The organism is Ruegeria sp. N8, assembly GCF_056531325.1.
Genome location: NZ_JBQFLQ010000003.1, coordinates 1 through 20,902 on the forward strand (window position 1 = coordinate 1; position 20,902 = coordinate 20,902).

Consider the following 20,902-nt stretch of genomic DNA (forward strand, 5'->3'; position numbering starts at 1 on the left):
CCAGTCTATCCTGAGCGTCTCAACCGTCTTTCCAGTCCGTCAGCACCGTCTCCAGCGCCCCAGCACCGCCTCAGCAGCGCCGGTGAAGGGGGTTCTAAGGTTTACCGATGGCCTCTGCAACAGCAAAATGACAAAAAGCGAAATTTTTTTGCAAAACTCTTTTTCTTTTATATATCACAAGAACTTAGGCTGCACTTCGATGACGGAAACCTGCGTCCACCCATCGCAATCACCTAAGTACGCAAACGGCGAACCTCCAATCCAATCTATATATAGTGGATGATACCTGTTTGGCCACAATAACCCCCGAGTCGAAGGGTGGATTCGACTCGGAATCCGCCCACCCAAAACCAAGTGGACCGCGCCAAAAAAACCAATTTCAACAGAACAGCCCCAGCTTAACCTTGCGCAATCTGACCTAATGGGGTCAGGTCGCAGTCAGGATAAGCGCGCATCATGAAATGACCTCTAAATACGCTGACACTTTTCCCTGTATTCGCACCGTTGGCCTCGACGGGCTGCTGATCTCATTTGCAGATACCATGGCTGAACCTTCCAACAGGGCGGCATTGGCATTTCGGGGGGCAATCGATGCGTTAAACTGGGCCGGCGTTCTTGAGACATCAGCCTCATTGGCGTCGGCCTATGTTCGTTTTGATCCGGCCGTGCTGCCGCATTCTGACATCAAGGACCGGTTGACACACCTGTTAGCACAACAGGACTGGTACAAAGCGGCGATGCCTGCGGGTCGCAGGCTTTGGACCGTCCCTACTGTTTATGGTGGTGAGCTTGCGCCGCAATTGGATGACGCCGCCCAGGCCGCTGGTCTGGAACCGGCCGAGGCTGTGCAGCGCCTCAGTGCCACGCGGGTGCGGGTACTGACCATTGGTTTTGCCCCTGGGCAACCTTACCTCGGGCCGCTTGGGCCGGAATTCAACATTCCGCGCCTCAAGGATCTGACCCCTATGGTGCCTGAAGGTGCCCTGGTTCTGGCCATATCGCAATTCGTTCTGTTTTCGGGGCCTACACCCACGGGCTGGCGGCATGTGGGGCAAACGGCGTTCCGATGCTTCCGTCCAGATGCGCCCGACAGCTTTGCCCTAAGACCCGGTGACGAGATGCAATTCGTTCCCATATCTGCCGATGAGTTGAACGCCATCCGCGCAGACAATGGAGACGGGATGGGCGGCGCGACGTGTCAGGAGATCGAAGGATGAGCCTGTCAGTTCTGCGCATCGGTCCCGCCTGCACCATTCAGGATCAAGGCCGCACCGGATATCTGGATCAGGGCCTGTCGCGTTCGGGGGCTGCGGATATCACCGCCCTTCACGAAGGCGCAGCGCTGTTGGCGCAAAGCCGGGACTTGGCTGCGTTGGAAATGGCTGGAATGGGTGGCGAATTCGAAGCTACTCTGGGCACTGATATCGCCCTGACCGGTGCACCGATGCAGGCCAGCATTGATGGCAGTCCAGCCATGTGGAACGCCTCGCACAGGTTGGAGCCAGGTCAACGTCTGTCCATTGGGGCGGCCACGCAAGGCATGTATGGCTACCTCCACCTGAGCGGCGGGATTGATACGCCTCTGTTTCTGGGGTCTCGCGCGGCCCATCTGACCGCCAAAGTCGGGCGGGCCGTTCAGGCCGGTGATCAGTTGCCTGCCAAAGGCGGGGCTGGACGAGCGGGTATGAAGCTGCGGCCCGATGATAGGTTTTCCGGGGGGCGTCTTCGCGTTTTGGCCAGCTTCCAGACTTCTCTGTTCGATCAGGACACGCTGGATCGGTTCGCGCTGACCAGTTTCCAGCGGGGCGCGCGAGCGAACCGGATGGGGATGCAGCTTGAAAGCGCGGGCGAGGGCTTTGCCGCCAATGGGCAGCTCAATATCCTGTCCGAGGTTATCACTCCCGGAGACATTCAGATGACCGGCACGGGCAATCCTTTCATCCTGCTCCCCGAATGTCAGACAACGGGCGGCTATCCCCGCATCGCAACCGTGCTGCCCTGCGACATCGCCCGCGCGGCGCAAACCCCGGCTGGGGGAGAGATACGGTTCGAGTTTGTGTCTCTGGAAGAGGCTATCACCCTGCACGCCGCCTATTTGGCCGATCTGGAGCGGCTACCCGGCCGTGTTGAGCCGATGATTCGCGATCCACGCGACATCCCGGACCTTCTGTCTTACCAGTTAATCGGCGGAGTGATCTCAGCCGCCGAATAAAGGAGAATTGCCGATGCCCAGCGTCGATCTGAATGCGGATATGGGGGAAAGCTTTGGCCCCTGGAAGATGGGCGATGATGACAGCCTGCTGAAGATCATCACTTCGGCCAATATCGCCTGCGGCTTTCATGCCGGCGACTGGGACGTGATGGCGCAGACGATGACTCTGGCGGCTGAAAACGGCGTTGGGATTGGTGCGCATCCCGGCTTTCCCGATCTACAGGGCTTTGGTCGCCGCAACATGAAAATACCACATGCGTCCTTGCGCAATCTGGTGCGCTATCAACTGGGGGCCGCGTTGGGTATGGCGCAGGCGGTTGGTACCAAAGTCCGGCATCTGAAATTGCACGGCGCGTTGGCCAATATGTGCTCGGTTGATGTGGATATGGCGCGCGCCTGCTATCAGGGTGCGTTGGACGTGGACCCCGATATCATCATCATGGTGCTGGCCGTCACCAAACAGGAAGAAGCTGTACGCGACCTTGGCTGCAAATGGGTCGGAGAGATTTTTGCCGACCGCGCCTATAATGACGACGGAACGCTGGTGGATCGCAGCCTGCCCGGAGCGGTTATTCACGACCCAGAACTTGCCGGGCCACGCATCCTGAACATGGTGCGCGAAGGAGCCATCATCACTGAATCCGGCAAACGGCTAGAAACTTCGATCGACACCATCTGCCTGCACGGAGATGGCCCAACGGCAGTGCAAATCGCAGCCTCGGTGCGCGAAAACCTGATTGCAGGCGGGGTCGAGGTGACGAAGTTCATCCGCTGATCAGATTGGCTTAAGACGAAGCGGCTACACCCTTGGTGTTGCCGGGGTCAGTTTCAGCCCCTAGCATGACCACAAGTCCATGTTCTGAATACCACAATCCCGGCAACACCCTGCGCCGCCTGTAAGGCGCAGGAGCAAGGAGATAGCTTAATGTCTTTCAACCTGATGTCTTACCAACCGCGCGGCGACAAGAAAAACTCGGATTTTTTCACCGAATATCTGCCCAAAATCTACGAACGCCGCACCAGCTCGGGCGTTGCCGATCTGGTCGGGGCGATGAAGGCAATCGTGATACAGGTGGAAACTGATGCGCTGTTTGACACTCTGGTCGAGCTCTACGTGATGACGCCCTATCGCCACACGGCCAGCTATCTGGGGCACACACATAAATTCTCGGTCCTGCACTCGCATCCCGACTATCCGGCGCTGGTTTTGATGGCGCCACTCAATCCATCGTTCGAAGACTTTATCCCCCGCATCAACCGTATGTATCCGCTGGCGCGGAAGACCCCGCAGACCCGCTATGTCGGAGAGGTTTTTGCCGCTTCCGACCTGACTGCGCTGACCCAAACGCTGCAGGATCAGAATATTCGATTCGAATATTCTGGGGACACCGAAAACCCGTTCTACACGCTGGATGGCCTGCGCTTCACAACCCCGTCGGATTTCACCTGCAACCGGGTGGGCTATTCGACGCTGGATTTCAACGACACCGACAGCCTGGGCCTAGGCGACCGGGTTTTGCTGAGCGACGACGAAACAGCCCGTCTGGATCAGGCCGCCGCATTTGGTGCGGACAGCAAGATTGCACCGCTGATGCTGGGCATTGACCACCTCGCCACGCGGGTTCTGGCCGGCGAGCGTGAGGACGCGATCCTCGAATTTCTGACCATGGTGCCCTACTATTTCTGGGGGGCGTACAACATCTCTGAGATGAATTCGTCCACCAATGTGAACCGAAACCCAAACGTAGATGACGACAAGAAATCGCCTGCCAAAGTGTTCACCGCCAACAACACGCCGTCCTTCGTGAATTCCTTCGCCAAGCTGCCGATGCCGACCGAGGATTTTGTCCGCAATTTCGGCCGTCGCCTGCATCACATGGCGGTCGAAGTTCAGGATGGCGATCACGGCGCGGGTGAAAAGAACGTGGATTTCGTGGTGAATACGCTCAAGGATAAGGGCGTGCCATTTCTGGCCCATGTGGTGGGTGAATGTAAGGATGATCCGAACCTTAAGCAGATCTTCTCGAAACACTCGAAAAACACGCTGCTGATCACCGAATATATCGAACGTTGCCACAAATATGATGGCTTTTTCACCAAGGATAATGTCGCCGCGCTGACCGCCGCGGCCGGGCAGGATGAGCAATATCAGCACGGCCATGTGTTCGACTGAAGCGCTGATGTCCTGTATAAAGCGCCAAAAAAAGGCTGCGAGTTTCCTCGCAGCCAAATCCAACCAGGAGAGAGAATGTCGGGTCTTATGACGGCCCGATCATGAAACAGGTGACGTTGCGGGCCTGCAGCCTGCGGCACGCCAGATCGGCCTGTTCGCGGGTCATGCCCTGAAACGTCGCATCGAAGCCGCGCGCGCTTTGGTTCACTTTGCGCAACGTGCCTTCCAGAGTGGTCATTTCCGCCAGAGCGGTTTTCAACAGCACCTTCTCGGCCTCGTATCGCGTTGTGTAGCGACCCACATTCACACCCCACAAATGTCCACCCGACGTCGACAGACGGGTGACGATTTCGGGCTCGGGTTCTGGCTGCACATTCGGGTCGGTCGAGGCCAGAACCAAGCTATCCGGGCGCGCTGCGGGGCGCGGTGTGTCCCCCGTTGGAGCCTGCACATCCGCCTGCGCGATGGCTGCGGCGATCCCATTCTGGATGCGTGTATCATGCTGCGCAGCAGTGGCCGCGACGGCCCCGGCCAACTGCACGGTCGCCGCGCTTGGGCGCAAAACCGGACGCAGGCTGGTGGTCGGGGCACCGACCAGTCGCGCAACCTGCACATTCAGCCCTGCATTGCCCGCATAAGCCGGACGCGAAGGCTTGCGAATGGGCGCGCGCGACGGAGCGCGGCGGAAGCCCATATCCAGCAATTCTGCCACTTTGGCATTGCGCGATGCACCCGATTTGCCGCCAAAGACGGTAGCGATGATCCGTTCATCCTTGCGCTTGGCCGAGGCCACAAGGTTGAAACCCGCAGCCCGCGTGTAGCCGGTCTTGATCCCGTCCGCGCCTTTATAGGCGGCCAAAAGGCGGCGGTTCGTATTGGGCACCGTCTTGATCCCGGCATCGGTCGAACGACGCGAGAACAGGTTGTAATATTGCGGGTAATCATACAGCAGATGCCGCCCCAGAGTGGTCATGTCTCGCGCCGTGGACAGGTGGCCCGACTCGGTCAGGCCATGGGCGTTCTTGAAGGTCGTGCGGCTCATACCCATTGCTTTGGCGGTGCGGGTCATGCGGCGGGCAAATGCTGCTTCGGACCCGCTGATGGCGATCCCGATGGCCGTCGCCGCGTCATTGGCAGACTTCACCGCCGCTGCGCGGATCAGATACCGGAACGCAATCCGCTGCCCCGAGCGCAAACCCAACTTGGACGGAGGTTCCGCCGCCGCGGCCTTGGTGATGCGAACTTGCGTGTCCAGCTCGATCTCGCCATTCCGAACGGCCTCGAAAGCTATATAGAGCGTCATCATCTTGGTCAGTGACGCAGGGTGCAGCCGAGTGTCAGCATTGCGCGAATGCAGCACCTCGCCCGTACGTGCGTCAATCACCATCGCTGCGTAAGGCGCGGCAACCGATTGCACCGGCACCAAGGAAAGCAGCCATACGAATGCTATAAGAAATAAGCCCATTCGGGCCGGAACTGTCCGCCGAACCTGCACGATCTTTGCCTCTGTCTACCTCGGGCCGCCGGGTTTTCCCGGTCAGCAAATCATTTATTTTATTGCCCACCAGCGTAACACAGAGGTCGCGCGAAAGAAACCGAAAGCTGGCTAAATCGTCGTTTGTTTCAAGGCGTGTCGCACCACAATATGTAGAATAGAACCACCGCGCACCCACTAGATCAGCGCCTGACGCAGCGCCTCCACGCCCCTTGGCATCATTTTTTTGTAACTGGGGCCATTCGGCAACATCAGGAAAACGTGTTGATGAACCCCGACAACTCCCCAAGATCCCGCAGCTCTTTGTAGCGCTGTGAGGTGGATGGGACCTCGGCTTCTTCGATCTCCCATATCAGCCCGTGGGGTACATAGACGCCCCAACACCCAGCCTGAATCGGGGCGACCACATCGGACCGCATCGAATTGCCAACCATCATCGCATGTTCCGGCCCATCCCCGTGACGCGCGAAAATCTCAGTGTATGTCGCTGCGGTCTTTTCCGACACGATCTCGACCTCATCGAACAACTCGCCCAAACCTGATTGGGCCAGCTTGCGCTCTTGGTCGATCAGGTCACCTTTGGTGATCAAAACAACCTTGTGAGTCGTCGCGACGGCCTCAATCGCTTCGCGAGCATGGGGCAGCAATTCGATGGGGTGGGCCAACATCTCTTGCCCGGCTTCGATCAATTGGCGAATGACCAAGGCAGGCACACGGTCTTCCGTCACCTCAATCGCTGTCTCGATCATCGACAGGGTGAAGCCTTTGATTCCATAACCATAATGGCGGATATTGCGCTTTTCTGCGGCCAGAAGACGGTCCATCAGGTGATCCCGCTCGGCGTGATCTGCAAGCAGATCGGCAAAATGCGCCTGTGTCAGTTGAAAGAAACGCTCATTGTGCCACAGCGTGTCATCTGCATCGAACCCGACGATGGTCAGCTTGTTTTCCATTGCATTTGCGTCCTGCTGGCTCTTTTCTCTGGCCCCTTGGACGTTATATAACCGCTCAGATAAACCGAAGCCTGAATCGGTATAGGTGCGCGCAATGTTTGAAAACCAATGGACAATGTCTGACAAATCGGATGACGAGGGTGACTCGTCTGTCCTGGTCGAGACGCGCCCAAAGACCAAACGCCCGCCGCTGTACAAAGTCCTTTTGCTGAACGATGACTACACCCCGATGGAGTTCGTGGTCCATGTGCTTGAACGTTTCTTCGGCATGACCCACGCGCAGGCGTTCGAGATCATGCTGACTGTGCACAAGAAAGGCGTCGCCGTCGTTGGCGTCTTCAGCCATGAGATTGCCGAGACCAAAGTGGGTCAGGTGATGGATTTCGCCCGCAGGCACCAGCACCCCCTGCAATGCACCATGGAACGCGAAGAGTAACCCTACTCTTCCCGTAAATCGCTGATGTCCCCTCGTCTTGATCTTGCCTTGAACAGCGGCCTTGCGCTGTCACAGCCGCTGACAGTGATCGGTCCGACACCAACCCACGACCTGTCCGCGATGCCGCGCGACGCGCAGGTGGTGCAGCCGTTCAAACCATTCCACGACCATTTTGAAGCGCAGGGGTTTGACGTCACACCCGAGGCCAGAGAGGCGTGTCAGGACGCAGTGATCTTTCTGCCCCGCGCCAAGTCACTGGCTCGCAGTCTTGTGCAACAAGCCTGTTTACGCGCCAAGGGCGTAGTCGTTGTGGACGGAGCCAAAACCGACGGGGTGGACAGCCTGCTGAAGGACATTCGCAAACGCGTTCCAGTCGAAGGGCCGATTTCCAAGGCGCATGGCAAGATATTCTGGTTTACCTCCGCTCCAGCGGCGTTCGCCGATTGGGCTGCGCCCAAGTCGCAAGTGGTGGACGGGTTTAAAACTGCCCCCGGCGTCTTCTCAGCGGACGGTGTTGACCCGGCCTCGGCGCTGTTGCTGGACGCATTGCCCGCTAAACTAGGCGCGCGGGTGGCTGATCTGGGCGCGGGCTGGGGCTTCCTGTCCGCCAACCTGCTGCAAAAACAAGGGCTGCGCAGTCTGTATCTGGTTGAGGCAGACCACATCGCCCTGACCTGCGCCAAGACAAACGTCACCGACGAAAAGGTATCGTTCCATTGGGCGGACGCCGTGACGTGGCGTGCGCCCGAGGGGCTGGACGCGGTTGTTATGAACCCGCCCTTTCACACTTCGCGCAGCGCAGACCCCGCGCTGGGTCAGGGCTTTATTCAATCCGCTGCGCGCAATCTGGCGAAGTACGGAGAGCTGTGGATGGTGGCCAATCGCCACCTGCCTTACGAAACAACTCTGAACGACACATTCGCGCGTGTCGAAGAAGTGACCGGAGACAATCGGTTCAAGGTGTTCCACGCCTCTCGCCCTCGGCGATGATCCCGGTTAACCTGCGCGCAACTCAGGGAGGTTCCGCATGTCCTTTTCCATAACAGGCAAGACCGCCATAGTGACCGGCGGCGCCAATGGCGTTGGCCTGGCAATCGGTCGGCATTTTGCGGATGCAGGCGCCAATGTGATGTTCGCTGACATGGACGAGAAGCGCCTGACCGAGGAACTGGGCGAACAGGCCGATGACAGCAACATCCGCTTCTTCGCGGGCGATCTGCGTGAAAAACTGACCATTGCAAACCTACTTTCGGCCACGATAGACGCCTTCGACCAAGTGGATATCCTGATCAATGGCTCACGGCAGGTGATCCCGTCGGACCCGCTGGATACCGATGATGACTCGGTCAAAACCTTGCTGAATCAGAACCTGATGCCTGCTCTGCGTCTCAGCCAGGTTGTGGCCAAGCGCATGATCAAACAGGCCGGTGACGGCGACGCGCCCGCCGGATCGATCATCAACCTTTCCTCGATTGCCGCACGCCGTACGCACCCGGACCTGATGGCCTATTCGGTCTCGACCGCCGCGTTGGATCAGATGACGCGATCGTTGGCCGTGGCCTTCGCCCCGCATCGCATCCGCGTAAACTCGATCGCGTTGGGGTCGGTGATGAGCGCCTCGTTGCAGTCCACGCTCAAGGAAAACCGCGATTTCCGCGATGATATCGAGAAACACACGCCGCTGGCACGCATTGCCGCCCCGACCGAATTGACCGAGACGGCGCAGTTCCTGGCCTCGGACGCGGCAGGGTTCATCACCGGACAAATCCTTACCATTGACGGCGGTCGCACCCTGCTAGACCCCGTCGCAGCCCCGGCCCACTAAGCTTATGTTCGAGATCGAAAAATCCACCGCCTCTGCCTGGTTCCGCCAACTGCGCGACGACATTGTAGTCGCGTTTGAAGCGCTGGAAGACAGCCACGACACCGGCCCCTTTGCCGCAGCTCAACCCGGCCGGTTCGAGGTCAAGGGAACCAAGCGCCATTCGGATGATGGGTCAGACGCGGGCGGAGGATTGATGTCGGTCATGCGCGGCGGTCGTGTGTTCGAGAAAGTGGGCGTCAACGTCTCGACCGTTTACGGCACGCTGGGCGAGCGAGCGCAGCACGCTATGGCAGCGCGCAAGGGCATTCCGGGCATGACCGAGGACCCGCGGTTCTGGGCTTCGGGCATTTCGCTGGTGGCGCATATGCAAAACCCACATGTCCCGGCGGTTCACATGAATACCCGAATGTTCTGGACCCCGCATGCCTGGTGGTTCGGCGGCGGGTCGGACCTGAACCCGTGTATCGAATATGAAGACGACACCGCCCATTTCCACTCCGTCCAAAAGGCGCATCTGGACCCGCATGGGCCGGGACATTACCCGCGCCTCAAAGAGTGGGCGGATGAGTATTTCTATATCCCCCACCGCAAACGCGCACGCGGTGTGGGCGGGATATTCATGGATGACTATTGCACCGGCGACTGGACGGCGGACTTTGCGTTGACTCAGGATATCGGCCGCGCGTTTTTGCCTGCCTTCCTACCGCTTGTTGAAAAGCGCCGGGTGCAGGGGTTTGATGACGCAGACAAAAACACCCAGTTGGTGCATCGCGGACTCTATGCGGAATACAACCTAGTCTATGATCGGGGCACCAAGTTCGGGCTGGAAACCGGCCACGATCCCGATGCTGTGCTGATGAGCCTGCCACCTTTGGCAAAGTGGGTTTGAGGTCAGAACCCAAACTCCAGGAAATTGTCAAAGCAATACCCCTGCGCCGAGGCTGCCGACAGATTTTCGCCCACACGTTTGACGGTGACGGAATAACTCGTGCTGGTATCCGCGCCCTCCGGCGGCGTTAGGGAGAACTGCACGGTGCGGGTCTGTTTTTCGTAGGCGCGGTAGATATAGATGCGCTGGGTCGCCTTGGTTCTGAGCGTCCGAATAGCATAATCGCCAATACCACACCAATAGGCCACCGGCGCCGACGTTCCCCGCGTCGAGACTTCGTAAACGCCATTGCCCTTGTCTGCCACATTGATCCGAATGGCCGGGTTCAACCTGAACCCCACCCCAACAGCCTGTGCCAGGCCCGGCACTACAATAGCGATTGCCACAATCGCCGCTTTCCATGATGTCATCTGCGTCCTTAATCGGGCCGAATTGGCCGCGCTATTTCTTCCTTCGGAAATCAATAACGCTATCATAGCACAGGTTTTCGGCCCGCGACGCAGATAAGTTTTCCCCCACGCGGTTAACAGTGAGCGAATAGCCAGGGGTCGTGTCGATGTCCGCCGGAGGATCGAACGAGAATTTGACGGTGCGCGCACCCGGCACATAGGCTTCGGCGATGTAGATACGCTGAGTTCTTGCCTTGCCCAAGGTCTGAACCGCGTAGTCCCCAATACCACACCAATAGACCGGGGCCGACGAAATGCCGACCGGTTCCACCCTGTAGACGCCACCCTCCTCAGGCGTGACAATCACTTGGAACGTGGGGAAAATCCCCACCCCCGGTCTGTTTGACTGCGCGGTCGCGGACCCTGCGACGACGACCAGAAAAATCGCGGCCAGAATAGCTTTCACGAAAATACCTCCGTCCTAAAGGCCTGATGCCACTGGGCTTAGGTCCATAAGACGAATTGAAATATTTAGTTACAAGCGCACGCTTGACCACGATTGCGTTACCCGATTGATAACAAAAGCCAGAGGTTAGCTTTGATTCACCCGTCCGCCCACGTCATGCGGGGCAAGCGCAACTGTCTTGATGACCGCATAACATTGCATCCCGGTTTGCAGACCCAGCGCATCGACCGAACGGCGCGTGATGCGGGCCAGAACCGGACCGGCAGTGGTTTGCAGCGACACGATAGCGCCCGGCCCGTCGCCTGCGCGGATCGTGTCGACCGTGCCAGACAGCACGTTCAGGGCCGAAAGCCCCTCGGGCGGTTTGTTCGACAGGATGACCTCTTGTGCTGGGATGCGGATACGCAGGGTCTCGCCAATTTGATGCGGAATACGCGGCAGAAACAGGCTGGCCCCGCCCGCATCCAATTCCGTGAGGCCATCCACATGGTGCTTCGACACCCGAACCTGCAACACCGCGCCAACCGCCCGGATACCCGCAGGCGCAACCGACGGGTCGGCCAGAACCTCGGAGGCTGGTCCGTGGCGCACCGCCTTGCCGTCCTGCAAAGCAACGACCGACGTTGCCAGCCGCGCGACCTCAGCCGCAGAGTGGGTGACGTAGAGGATTGGGACCGAGACCTCATCCCTGAGCCGTTCGAAATAGGGCAGAATCTCACCCTTGCGCGCATCATCCAGAGCGGCCAGAGGCTCGTCGGCCAGAATAAGGCGCGGGCTGGCCAGCAAGGCCCGGCCAATCGCCACGCGCTGTTTCTCACCCCCCGACAGACCCGCAGGGCGGCGGTCCAGCAGATGGCCGATACCCAGCATCTCGATCACTTTGTCCGGGTTTTCACGCCGCGCGCCCTTGGGTGCGAACCAACGCCCGTAGGACAGGTTCTGGCGCACGGTCAGGTGGGGGAACAAGCGCCCTTCCTGAAACACATAGCCCAGGCGGCGTTTATGCGGCGGCAGCCACAAGCCCTGTTCGGTGTCAAACAACTCCCACCCGTCCACGGACACGCGGCCCGAGGCGGGCTTCAGCAACCCCGCCACGGCATTGACAACCGTGGTCTTACCCGAACCAGACCTCCCGAACAGAACCGTCACACCCGAAGGCGCATCAAAGCTGAGATCCAGCTTGATATGAGGCAGATCGTGCTGCAACCGGACGGATAAGCTCATGACCCGGCCACCCTTGCCGCAACTCGGCGGCCAATGAATTCCGACAACAAAAGCGCGCCCATGGCGATGATAATCGAGATCACGACCAGTCGGGTCGCCGCCGCCTCACCGCCCGGCACCTGGAGAAAGGCATAGACTGCCGACGGCAACGTCTGGGTTTGTCCAGGGATGTTCGAGACGAAAGTGATCGTGGCACCAAATTCGCCCATCGCCTTGGCAAAAGCCAGAATAGCGCCCGCTATCACGCCCGGCAGGATCATCGGCAGAGTGACGGTTGCGAAGACCATCAGGCGCGAGGCCCCAAGCGTCGCCCCCGCCTGCTCCAGCTTTGGGTCAACCGCCTCGATCGACAGACGGATCGCGCGCACCATCAGCGGAAAGGCCATGATGCCGGCGGCCAGCGCAGCGCCGGTCCAACGGAATGCGAAAACGATGCCGACCTCCGCCAGCACGCGTCCTAGCGGCCCATGCAGCCCAAAGGTCAGCAACAGCAAATACCCGGTGACAACCGGAGGCAAGATCAAGGGTAGATGCACCAGCCCGTTCAATACCTGCCGCCCCGGAAACCGCCAACGTGCCAGCGCATAGGCCACGAATATCCCAAACGGCAGCGTCACCAGCGTCGCCCAGAATGAAACGCGCAGCGACAGTCGCAACGCCTCAAGCTCATCTGGTCCCAGCCAACCCATGCGTTACTGGCCCGGCAGGGAAAATCCCTGCCTCTCGAAAACCGCCTGCGCGGTCGGGGATTGCAAGTGATCCAGAAAAGCTTTGGCCTTTGATCCCGCTTTTGCGGTCAACGCGGCTGGATAGATGATAGGAGGATGCAAGTCGTCCGGAAAAGTCGCCATGACGCGGGCCCGGTCCTCGACCGTAGCATCCGACCGATAGACGACACCCAAAGGCACCGCACCTGCCGCGACAAGGGCCAGAGCCGCGCGCACATTGTCAGTCTGCGCCACCTTGCCCTGCACATCGTCCCACAGGCCCAAATTGGTCAGAGCCGCTTTGCCGTAAATCCCGGCGGGCACCGCATCGACCAGCGCCATGGCCAGATGCCCGTCTTCTAATGCCGCCAGCAGATCAGTCTCGACCGCGAACCCGTTCAGCCCTGGGACCGTTGGGCCACCAATCAGAACCAACCTATTGCCCAGCAGATCAACCCGTGATCCGGGCGCAATCAGGCTGCCCTCCTGCAACACATCCATCCACTCGGCATTCGCCGAGATGAACAGGTCTGCCGGAGCGTCCTGCTGAATCTGGCGCGCTAGAACCGAAGAGGCCGCGTAGGACACCGTGACCTCTTGCCCGGTCGCGTCCTCGTACTGGATGGCGATTTCGTCCAACGCGTTTTTCAGGCTGGCGGCAGCAAAGACCAGAACGCCGTCGGCCCCCGCACGCATCGGGGTCAGCATCAGGACGCAGAAAGTGAAAACCGTGACCAGCGCCCGGCGCAGATGTGACAGGATCATTCCCAGCCCGCCCGTTAGATCAACATCCCCTCGGGGATATCTGAGGCAACAGGGCGCACGCAAGTACCGATGCACTTCGACCCCGTCCAGACGCCCGAAATTACGCACAAAAAAGGCGGTGCCGTGTCGCAAAGAGGATTGATCTGCCCGACCGCTGGAAGGATGCTGCGCTGAGCCACAGAACAGGACCACCGTCATGCTGCACACTACTCCCGGTCTGATTGATGCGATCCGCGCGCGCTTTGCCCATGTTGAAACCTGCCCGTTTCAAGGGCCCCGCATCTTCTTTGAAAACGCCGGCGGCGCGCTGACGCTCAATTCGGTGGTACAGACCTCGGCCAAATTCGCCGCGATCCCCGACAATCAGGGCCGCGACAACGTGGCTAGCCATGCGCTGGTCGATATCATCAACACAGCCAAGGCCGATTTGTCGGTGTTCATGAATGCGTCTTCGGGTCAGTTCTTTGTAGGCGAAAGCGGGACCGAACTGCTGTTTCGGATGATCCGCACCGCCTGCGTGAACGCGCCCAAAGGCAGCAAAGTGATCGGCAGCTCGATCGAGCATCCCGCTAGCCGCAGCGCCGCCCGACGCTGGGCCGATATTGCGGGGCTGGATTATGTCAACGTCCAGCACGATGACGAAACGGGGCTGGTCACCGCCGATGCCTACCGCGCCGCAATGACCCCAGACGTCCGTGTGGCCACGATCGTTCACGCGTCGCCCGTGACCGGTATGGGTATGGACGTTGCCGCCATCGCGCAGGCCATCCGCGACGTCTCGCCTGACTGTTTCATCATTGTCGACGGTATCCAGCACGCAGCCCATGGGCAGTTGGATATCGACAGCTACAACGTCGACGGCTATGCGATTTCACCCTACAAAGTGTTCTCGCGTCACGGCTATGGCATTGCCTGGATCTCGGACCGGTTGACCGCCCTACCCCATGACCAGTTGATCGACGCCCCCTCAGACGGGTGGGAGTTCGGAACCCGCGACACCGGCTCTTACGCCACCATGTCCGATGTCGTGGCCTATTTCGACTGGCTGGGCGTGCAGGTCTCGAACGCCACGGACCGCCGAGCAAGGATCGAGGCCGCGGGCCGCGCCATCCACGCCTATGAAACTCATTTGACAAACACCATGATCAACGGCACTGGCAACCTGCCCGGCCTGCGAGATATGGAGCATATCATGGTCCTGGGCGGCGCAGATAATCCCGCGCGCGAAGGGTTGGTGTCTATCGTGGTGCACGGGAAACCCTCGGCCGAGGTCGTGACCCGGCTGAACGATCAGGGAATCCGCACCCATATCCGCAAAGCCGATCACTACAGCGGCAACGTTCTGACCCCGCTGGGCTTGAACGACTGCATCCGTATTTCACTTTGCCACTACAATACCGAGCAGGAAGTAGCCCAACTGCTGGCCGCATTGAACGAGATGACGGACTGATCAAAGAATTTCTGCCCAACCCTCTTGCGCCCGCGCGCAGGCTTGGCTACATGCACCGTCACGGGTGATTAGCTCAGTTGGTAGAGCGCTTCGTTTACACCGAAGATGTCGGGAGTTCGAGTCTCTCATCACCCACCATCCTTTCCCCACAATGTATCATGGTCTTTCGCGACTAGTGCCTATTGTTGTGCAGCGCGAAAAACTGTGTCCGCTGCGCTTAGATAGAAAAGTTGTCTCCAACACAGGAGAGATAGGCCATGGCAACAATCATAAAACGGCCTACCGAAAAGTGGCAGGCGACGGTCCGGAACGACGGCAATCCCGATCCAAGACCTTTCAAAAGCGTGCTGATCCAGCGAAGTGGACGTGAGAGATTGAGGTGCGCGCCAAGGAGGGTCGTTCACGGAGACAAACAAAGCGGTTATTCAGCCGCGTCGCGGCATTCGGCACATTGGGCTCAGAGTGGTCATTCTGATCTGACGGACAGCTGCCATGCGGACAAAGCTACCCAAAGCCGACTGTTTGCTGATGATCGTTCTCCATTCTAAAGCAGACTTTGGTTTTTTCGCTACTCCGAGGCTCCGCGAATTAGTTTGCTCTTCGTTGTTCTGACTGACTGGGTTTGGATCCGCCTGTTTTGGACATCATGGCCTTCGCGTAGTCGCGTTTTGCCTGCGCAGGGTCCTCGAAGCGAGCATGTACGACGCAAAAGAAAAGGGTACTGTCATCTCGTCCATTGCGAGGTGTGAACCAATCAAAGGGATCGCTCGGCTTTACCGATGCAGTCTGATTGGTTGGCGAAGTCGCAGGTGCGACACTGGCTTCACTGTTTGAAATGTCATCAAGCAGTGTTGGTCGGGCAGTGCCAGTATCCGGCGTAAGAATACCCATGATCTGCTCGCGACCAGCCGGAACAAAGCGCCCGCTTTCTTCAACTGGAAACCGGATTGGCTGCCCAGCATAAACATCTCGTTGGACTTCGCTATTCCTGACAACAATCGTGCCGTGAACAAGCACATACGGAATGCCTTCTGACGGAAGGCCTTGCTGACCCAGAGTATAGTTCGCTTTTTCGGTCACAGTCTCCGGATCAAAGATCGTGATGTCTGCGACCATGCCTTCCTGCATACGCCCACGCACCTGCATTGCACGCAAACCTGTGTCGCCCAATCGCTTCGCGTGTATGTAGCTTAGCTGTGTGAGCGTAAGCATCAGCGGCACATTCGCTTCGCGGGCCAATCTGAGGACAGGCGCGTGGCTGCCTGCTGACCGAGGATGCCCGGCATAGTCTTCGTAGGGTGCATCCCAACTCATCAGATTGCCCTCGATATCCAACCCGGCCATACCGTCGCCCGAGATGCCAAAGCCTGCGATAGTGATCCAATCATTGAGCCATTGCTCTCTTGGAGGGCTAAAAACAATGGCTGTCCGTCCCGGTTCATTCTCGGCAAAGCTCAAGAACTCGTCTTTGGTCACAAAGCGATCGAGTTGGGGATCATAGATAGTGTCTTCGTATTTGTACCCCATCGAGCCTTCCCAATTTTCGGGGGCGATGATGGAGGCTCCGTAGTTTCCCGATCCGGCGGTCCAGGGATAGTAACTGGACCAGACGTTATAGCCTTGGTCGCGGGCCATCTGGAGTTTTTCCTGATTTTCCCACCACCCATAATCGTTGTCGTGATGAATGTGCAGCGGCGCGTCGAGCACCATCGCATTGACTAGGATTTCGTTGACGCCGGTCTGTGTCTCAGTGGGTGTCGAGGCACTGGGATGAAACCGGTGATGCACCGAAGTTAAACGCCCGTAACGCGCCGCAGCCCGCTGTGCTTCGAACATCTCGTAGGTTGTGATGCCTTCGCGGGCGTAGCCGATAGTCGATCCCACGCCGAGTGCTCCAAGACGTAGTCCTTCATCCAATTGGGCAGTGATTTCGTTCATCTGCTCGCGGTTGCTTGGAACCGATGACCACCCTTCGACGCCGTCTTCCACGGATTGTGCCCGCAGTGCGAAAAAGTTCCGGAAGTCTATGTCCCCACCTTCCAGCACAAGGCCGTCATGCACCCGCATCCGCGCGAATTCTTGTCCAACGACTGTGCCAAAGTTTGCCTGCGTCACGCCTTGGCGCGCTGCGTACCAGTCGTCGATATTCGCGGCCCCGACCTCAAAATCCATTTGCGTCGTAACGCCGTCACGAAGGTTGACCTTGATACCCCAAGGATCCAGCCCGTGTTGTTCAAGGTCGATAAACCCGGGTGCCACAACGTGCCCTGTCGCATCGATGGCTTCGCTGCCGCCGATATCTTCGTCGGTAATCGCAGTGATCCAGCCGTTGCTTACTCCAACATTAGCGATCTGGTCGAAACCGGTTTCCGGATCCATTACCCGACCATTGAGAATGACCACGTCGTAAGTCTGCGCGACACAAAAGGTCGAACACACAGACAATGTGCCAACCAGAAACAGGGTACGCATGGTTAAGTCCTTTCTTTGGTCAGCAATTCAGAATGTTTCGTAATTTCTTGGCGTCTGCTTTCGCGACACATCAGAAAACGATCCGGGTTCTGAGGCTGAACAGTGCAATGCTGTCCTGCATGGGATTCAGCAGAGGGTTGGAAACGTATTGCAGGGACGGTGTGATCTGCAGTCCGGGTGAAATCGAGAAACGGTAGAAAGCTTCGAGCGTGAACTGGTCACCGTCTATGCCTCTTGCCTCGGCCCAGTTCAGGCCCAGCCCGGCCAAATCGGTATTTCGACCATAGTAGCCCAGACCTGCAGAGACGGACCGCTCATAAAGCGCTGCGGTCCCCTTTGAGGCCCCAGCCCGAAAGAACGGCATCCACTTGTTGTCAACAAACCATGCCGCTGAAAATGCTGCGCCGTAATCTTCCGCTCGACTGCCATCGTCAGCCGCATCCGCATGCCAGAGGGCCAGATGGATATTGTCGAAGTAGATGCGATCAAAGCCGGAAGTGTAACCAAGCTCGAGTGACTTGAAGAGATTGCCGTCGCTAAACACATCAAAGTTTGGATCGGACGGGTCGGCGTTTGCGTCTGATACGCTGGCAACGGCGTAGAGGTTCTCGCTCAGCTTTACCCCACCGGCAATACCAAGGCCTTGGTTGGGCGTGTTAATTGTCGGGTTGGTATTGAAAGACAGGTTTTGAAAACCGCTATAGGGGCTTACCAACCCGTAGATATCCACAAAGTCCGTTACATCAATCTGCCCGACTTGCAGCGTCCACGACCCATTCTCGGCCCTTTGGGTCCAGAAAAGGTTAGTCAATAGCAGACCATTGTCGTTGAAGGCTGTTCCCGTGATCGAAAGCGCTCCGCCATCCAGCCCAAGAAACTGCGGAGCAACGTCAGTGTAACTGTGCCGGTCTTCGATCTTGAATGTTAGAGAGCCCCGTTCAGTTGCCTGCCAACTGCCGTAGAGGCGTGCAATTCCACTTGCCGCTTCACTGGCTCCCAGATCAGCGTTCGTGGTTTGACCCAGCGCCAAGTAATCAATGTTGAACCGAAACCCGCCCTCAGCCAGTCGGTCTTTCCACTCAAACCAACCCGGCGCGATGTTGCGCGGAAAATCGGAACGGTATCGTGGGTCGGTCAGGCCGTCTCCGGGCTCTAGATCAGCTTCGACCGAAGATGGGCCGGATAGTCCCTGAGCCGACGCTGCGTCAGCAAAGGCAATGCTCAATGCGGCAAACAAAAGTCTTATCATTCAGGCGCCCTTGCTCCGCCGGTCTTGCGATTTCCCGCCGCCCGGATGCGATCAGCGGCTCGCTGCTTCCATTCCAGCCTATCTGCTTCAGTTTCCAGAGTTTCGACACGTTCCGTCTCTAGCTGGAAGGTCGCATTCATCGGCATGAGACCATCCACAACCATCATATTTTGAACGGAAGGATCGATAGTCAGCTTACCGGTCAGCCGAACGGGTTCGTGGACATAGCTGGGCGTCCAGTCCCCGTTCAACCGCACGCGGATCATCTGGTTCGGCGGAGGTGGAGGCATATGACTGCACATCCCTCGTTCCGGCACTAAATACGCGACAGGCCGCCCGTCCGGATCATTCGGAGCAGGAATGGCAAAGCCCGCCAGTGTGATTGTTTGGCCGTCTAATTCCGGATTTCCGTTCGTGCCAGCCTTTCTTCGACGTTCCGTTACCACCTCTCGCTGATCGAGTAGCCAGTCGACATCAATTCCATCAGACGCCAAGGCATCCTCAGTCTCGGTCAAAAGCATTTGCCACTTTTGCCGCTCGTCTTCACTGCCATCATTCTGCTGCAGCCTGCCACGCAATCGCACGACGTAGAGGACATCGTCGAATTGTTCGGGACTGAGATCACGGTAGGGGTCTTCAAAGATCTGCGAGGATGGGTCCGGCAGGTCTGCCCAGTCCAACGCGGTATCGGGCGTCGCCATGGCAGACTGTCCACACCAAACCAACCCTGCCAATACTACGGTGCGAAACACATAGTGCATAGATGCTCTCCGGCTCTTTAGAGGTGTCAATCCAGTGTGTTTTTGTAGATGACGCCGTCCTTCATGATCAGGCGGATCGTCTCGGGGCTTTCGGGCCTCGGGTCGGCACCGAACCACTGATCGCCCGTACCAACGACCGAGAAATCTTCGAGCGGGTTACCGTCGATAAGCAGGATATCCGCATAGGCACCTTCTTCGATCACACCCAGTTTCCCGGCGGTATACGGGTTCATGAAGTCACCTGACAAAGCGACCACCTCGCCACCTGTCGATGTCAGCGTGACCATAGATGTGTAGGGCCCGAAAAACTCGTTGTTCAGGTGTTTTTCATAGGCAATCTGGATATTGCAGGCCTCGACCGAACCAACACAGTCGGTCTGGAACCCTCGCTTCACCGGACATTCCTTCATATTGTCGATGTAGCCTGCAAACGTGGCCGAAGCGGACTTGGCTTTGGCAAGGCTCGACGGGACGTTTGCTACCGCTGGAATATCGAGCAGTCCGGGATCGAAGGCCGTCAGGTTGGTGGTGATATACGCCCCTTTTTCGTTCATGATTTGGGCAATTTCACAGTCAAACGAAAAGCCATGTTCGATGGACATGACACCTGCGTCCAGCGCACTCAGGATCGCTTCCTTGCGATAGGAATGCGCCATGACATAGCTGCCGTATTCATTGGCCACTTGCACGGCGGCCCTGATCTCCTCGGGCGATCCAGCCAGCAATTGCCATGGGTCGAAGGCCGAAACGACACCCCCGGATTGCATGAACTTCAACTGAGTCGCACCCATGCGGAAGTTGTTGCGCGCGAACCTGTAAACGTCGTCCACTCCGCTCACCTCCTGCGCCAAGTTCAGACGGCTCATGTTTGTCTCTGAACCCGGAGGAGCGGTGAAATTCGCAAAGTCAGCATGACCGCCGCGCGTTCCGATAAATGCACCGGACGGAAAGTAACGCGGTCCGTCAATTTGGCCTGCGTCAATTGCGCGGCGTAACCCGCCATTGGCCCCACCCGCGTCCCTGACTGTGGTGAAGCCCTGCATCAAATACATCTCGGCCATCCGCGCACCGTGTATAGCAAAGTCTTCCCACGTTGTGTTGGCCTCCATCGCGGGCAAGGTCGGCCCCATCAGCATCAGATGCGCGTGCAGTTCGATAAACCCGGGGGTCAGTGTCCGTCCCTCTCCGTCAATGACCGTGGCATTGGGGGCATCGATCGCATCAGTTGAGACGACCTTGATAAGGTTGCCCTCAACCAGAACGCTCGCATTTTCGATACGCTGTTCATTGACGCCGTCGAAGACATGCACGTTGGTGAAAAGCGTTTGGGGTTCTTCCTGATCCTGAGCGTGCGCGGACGCAGAAAAAGAAAGACCGGCAGCGGCGATTACCGCCGAGAAAAGCGACATTCGTAGACCGGACATAGGTACTCCCTT

The 20,902-nt window shown here is 58.2% G+C and carries 21 protein-coding genes and 1 tRNA gene; 11 read left to right on the top strand and 11 right to left on the bottom strand.

The annotated features are described in order from the left end of the window. The 5 genes from ACR0C5_RS07615 to ACR0C5_RS07635 all read left to right on the top strand — a co-directional run. The coding region (locus ACR0C5_RS07615; protein ID WP_480875715.1) for a hypothetical protein at positions 1 to 237 on the top strand (237 nt) is incomplete at its 5' end. Positions 238 to 461: 224 nt separating this feature from the next. After that, entirely contained in the window at positions 462 to 1,217 is a 756-nt protein-coding gene (locus ACR0C5_RS07620; RefSeq protein WP_170775810.1) for a 5-oxoprolinase subunit B family protein, read from the top strand. Continuing rightward, positions 1,214 to 2,212, top strand: coding sequence for a 5-oxoprolinase subunit C family protein (locus tag ACR0C5_RS07625; protein WP_480875718.1), 999 nt, complete (start codon positions 1,214 to 1,216; stop codon positions 2,210 to 2,212). Before ACR0C5_RS07620 ends, ACR0C5_RS07625 begins: the two co-directional genes overlap by 4 nt. A gap of 13 nt (positions 2,213 to 2,225) precedes the next feature. Next, positions 2,226 to 2,987: a LamB/YcsF family protein gene (locus ACR0C5_RS07630; protein ID WP_480505840.1), complete on the top strand. Its 762-nt coding sequence runs from the start codon at positions 2,226 to 2,228 to the stop codon at positions 2,985 to 2,987. Between the two features lie 150 nt (positions 2,988 to 3,137). Next, positions 3,138 to 4,385 (top strand): hypothetical protein, encoded by a 1,248-nt coding sequence (locus tag ACR0C5_RS07635; protein WP_480875721.1) that lies wholly within the window; start codon positions 3,138 to 3,140, stop codon positions 4,383 to 4,385. Between the two features lie 85 nt (positions 4,386 to 4,470). On the opposite strand, the gene ACR0C5_RS07640 is transcribed toward ACR0C5_RS07635, so the two are convergent. Both ACR0C5_RS07640 and ACR0C5_RS07645 read right to left on the bottom strand, forming a co-directional pair. Further along, positions 4,471 to 5,850, bottom strand: coding sequence for a D-alanyl-D-alanine carboxypeptidase family protein (locus ACR0C5_RS07640; RefSeq protein WP_170789807.1), 1,380 nt, complete (start codon positions 5,848 to 5,850; stop codon positions 4,471 to 4,473). A 281-nt stretch (positions 5,851 to 6,131) separates the two neighbouring features. After that, positions 6,132 to 6,833, bottom strand: a complete 702-nt coding sequence (locus ACR0C5_RS07645) for an HAD family hydrolase (RefSeq protein WP_170789806.1) — start codon at positions 6,831 to 6,833, stop codon at positions 6,132 to 6,134. A gap of 94 nt (positions 6,834 to 6,927) precedes the next feature. Here ACR0C5_RS07645 and clpS point away from each other — a divergent pair, with 94 nt between their 5' ends. The 4 genes from clpS to hemF are packed head-to-tail and all read left to right on the top strand — an operon-like array spanning position 6,928 to position 9,983. Beyond that, complete coding sequence (clpS, locus tag ACR0C5_RS07650) at positions 6,928 to 7,269, top strand: ATP-dependent Clp protease adapter ClpS (RefSeq protein ID WP_170789805.1); 342 nt, start codon at positions 6,928 to 6,930, stop codon at positions 7,267 to 7,269. A gap of 24 nt (positions 7,270 to 7,293) precedes the next feature. Further along, the gene (locus ACR0C5_RS07655) at positions 7,294 to 8,259 is read left to right on the top strand and encodes a class I SAM-dependent methyltransferase (RefSeq protein ID WP_480875726.1); all 966 of its coding nucleotides are present in this window, start codon (positions 7,294 to 7,296) and stop codon (positions 8,257 to 8,259) included. 37 nt (positions 8,260 to 8,296) lie between these two features. Continuing rightward, the gene (locus ACR0C5_RS07660) at positions 8,297 to 9,094 is read left to right on the top strand and encodes an SDR family NAD(P)-dependent oxidoreductase (RefSeq protein WP_480875728.1); all 798 of its coding nucleotides are present in this window, start codon (positions 8,297 to 8,299) and stop codon (positions 9,092 to 9,094) included. A 4-nt stretch (positions 9,095 to 9,098) separates the two neighbouring features. Next, positions 9,099 to 9,983: an oxygen-dependent coproporphyrinogen oxidase gene (gene hemF, locus ACR0C5_RS07665; RefSeq protein WP_480875731.1), complete on the top strand. Its 885-nt coding sequence runs from the start codon at positions 9,099 to 9,101 to the stop codon at positions 9,981 to 9,983. A gap of 2 nt (positions 9,984 to 9,985) precedes the next feature. Here hemF and ACR0C5_RS07670 read toward each other — a convergent pair whose 3' ends face one another. The 5 genes from ACR0C5_RS07670 to modA form a co-directional block, all read right to left on the bottom strand. Then, the gene (locus tag ACR0C5_RS07670) at positions 9,986 to 10,393 is read right to left on the bottom strand and encodes a hypothetical protein (RefSeq protein WP_170775791.1); all 408 of its coding nucleotides are present in this window, start codon (positions 10,391 to 10,393) and stop codon (positions 9,986 to 9,988) included. A gap of 31 nt (positions 10,394 to 10,424) precedes the next feature. Beyond that, a complete protein-coding gene (locus tag ACR0C5_RS07675) occupies positions 10,425 to 10,838 on the bottom strand; it encodes a hypothetical protein (protein WP_170775789.1) in 414 nt (137 codons plus the stop codon). Positions 10,839 to 10,964: 126 nt separating this feature from the next. Then, entirely contained in the window at positions 10,965 to 12,062 is a 1,098-nt protein-coding gene (modC, locus tag ACR0C5_RS07680; RefSeq protein ID WP_170775787.1) for a molybdenum ABC transporter ATP-binding protein, read from the bottom strand. Then, positions 12,059 to 12,751, bottom strand: coding sequence for a molybdate ABC transporter permease subunit (gene modB / locus ACR0C5_RS07685; RefSeq protein WP_170789801.1), 693 nt, complete (start codon positions 12,749 to 12,751; stop codon positions 12,059 to 12,061). Before modB ends, modC begins: the two co-directional genes overlap by 4 nt. Before the next feature lie 3 nt (positions 12,752 to 12,754). Continuing rightward, positions 12,755 to 13,732, bottom strand: a complete 978-nt coding sequence (modA, locus tag ACR0C5_RS07690; RefSeq protein WP_480875735.1) for a molybdate ABC transporter substrate-binding protein — start codon at positions 13,730 to 13,732, stop codon at positions 12,755 to 12,757. Here modA and ACR0C5_RS07695 point away from each other — a divergent pair. Both ACR0C5_RS07695 and ACR0C5_RS07700 read left to right on the top strand, forming a co-directional pair. Beyond that, a complete protein-coding gene (locus ACR0C5_RS07695; RefSeq protein ID WP_480875738.1) occupies positions 13,731 to 14,984 on the top strand; it encodes an aminotransferase class V-fold PLP-dependent enzyme in 1,254 nt (417 codons plus the stop codon). The genes modA and ACR0C5_RS07695 overlap by 2 nt on opposite strands. Positions 14,985 to 15,046: 62 nt before the next feature. Beyond that, positions 15,047 to 15,122, top strand: a tRNA-Val gene (locus ACR0C5_RS07700). A gap of 450 nt (positions 15,123 to 15,572) precedes the next feature. Here the strand turns inward: ACR0C5_RS07700 and ACR0C5_RS07705 are convergent. The 4 genes from ACR0C5_RS07705 to ACR0C5_RS07720 form a co-directional block, all read right to left on the bottom strand. After that, positions 15,573 to 17,456: an amidohydrolase family protein gene (locus tag ACR0C5_RS07705; RefSeq protein ID WP_480875740.1), complete on the bottom strand. Its 1,884-nt coding sequence runs from the start codon at positions 17,454 to 17,456 to the stop codon at positions 15,573 to 15,575. A gap of 70 nt (positions 17,457 to 17,526) precedes the next feature. Continuing rightward, a complete protein-coding gene (locus ACR0C5_RS07710; RefSeq protein ID WP_480875743.1) occupies positions 17,527 to 18,705 on the bottom strand; it encodes a carbohydrate porin in 1,179 nt (392 codons plus the stop codon). After that, positions 18,702 to 19,466: a DUF3299 domain-containing protein gene (locus ACR0C5_RS07715; protein WP_480875746.1), complete on the bottom strand. Its 765-nt coding sequence runs from the start codon at positions 19,464 to 19,466 to the stop codon at positions 18,702 to 18,704. Before ACR0C5_RS07715 ends, ACR0C5_RS07710 begins: the two co-directional genes overlap by 4 nt. A 26-nt stretch (positions 19,467 to 19,492) precedes the next feature. Further along, positions 19,493 to 20,890 carry an amidohydrolase family protein gene (locus ACR0C5_RS07720; RefSeq protein WP_480875748.1) on the bottom strand — a complete coding sequence of 466 codons (1,398 nt, stop codon included), beginning with the start codon at positions 20,888 to 20,890 and terminating at the stop codon, positions 19,493 to 19,495. Positions 20,891 to 20,902: the final 12 nt, after the last annotated feature.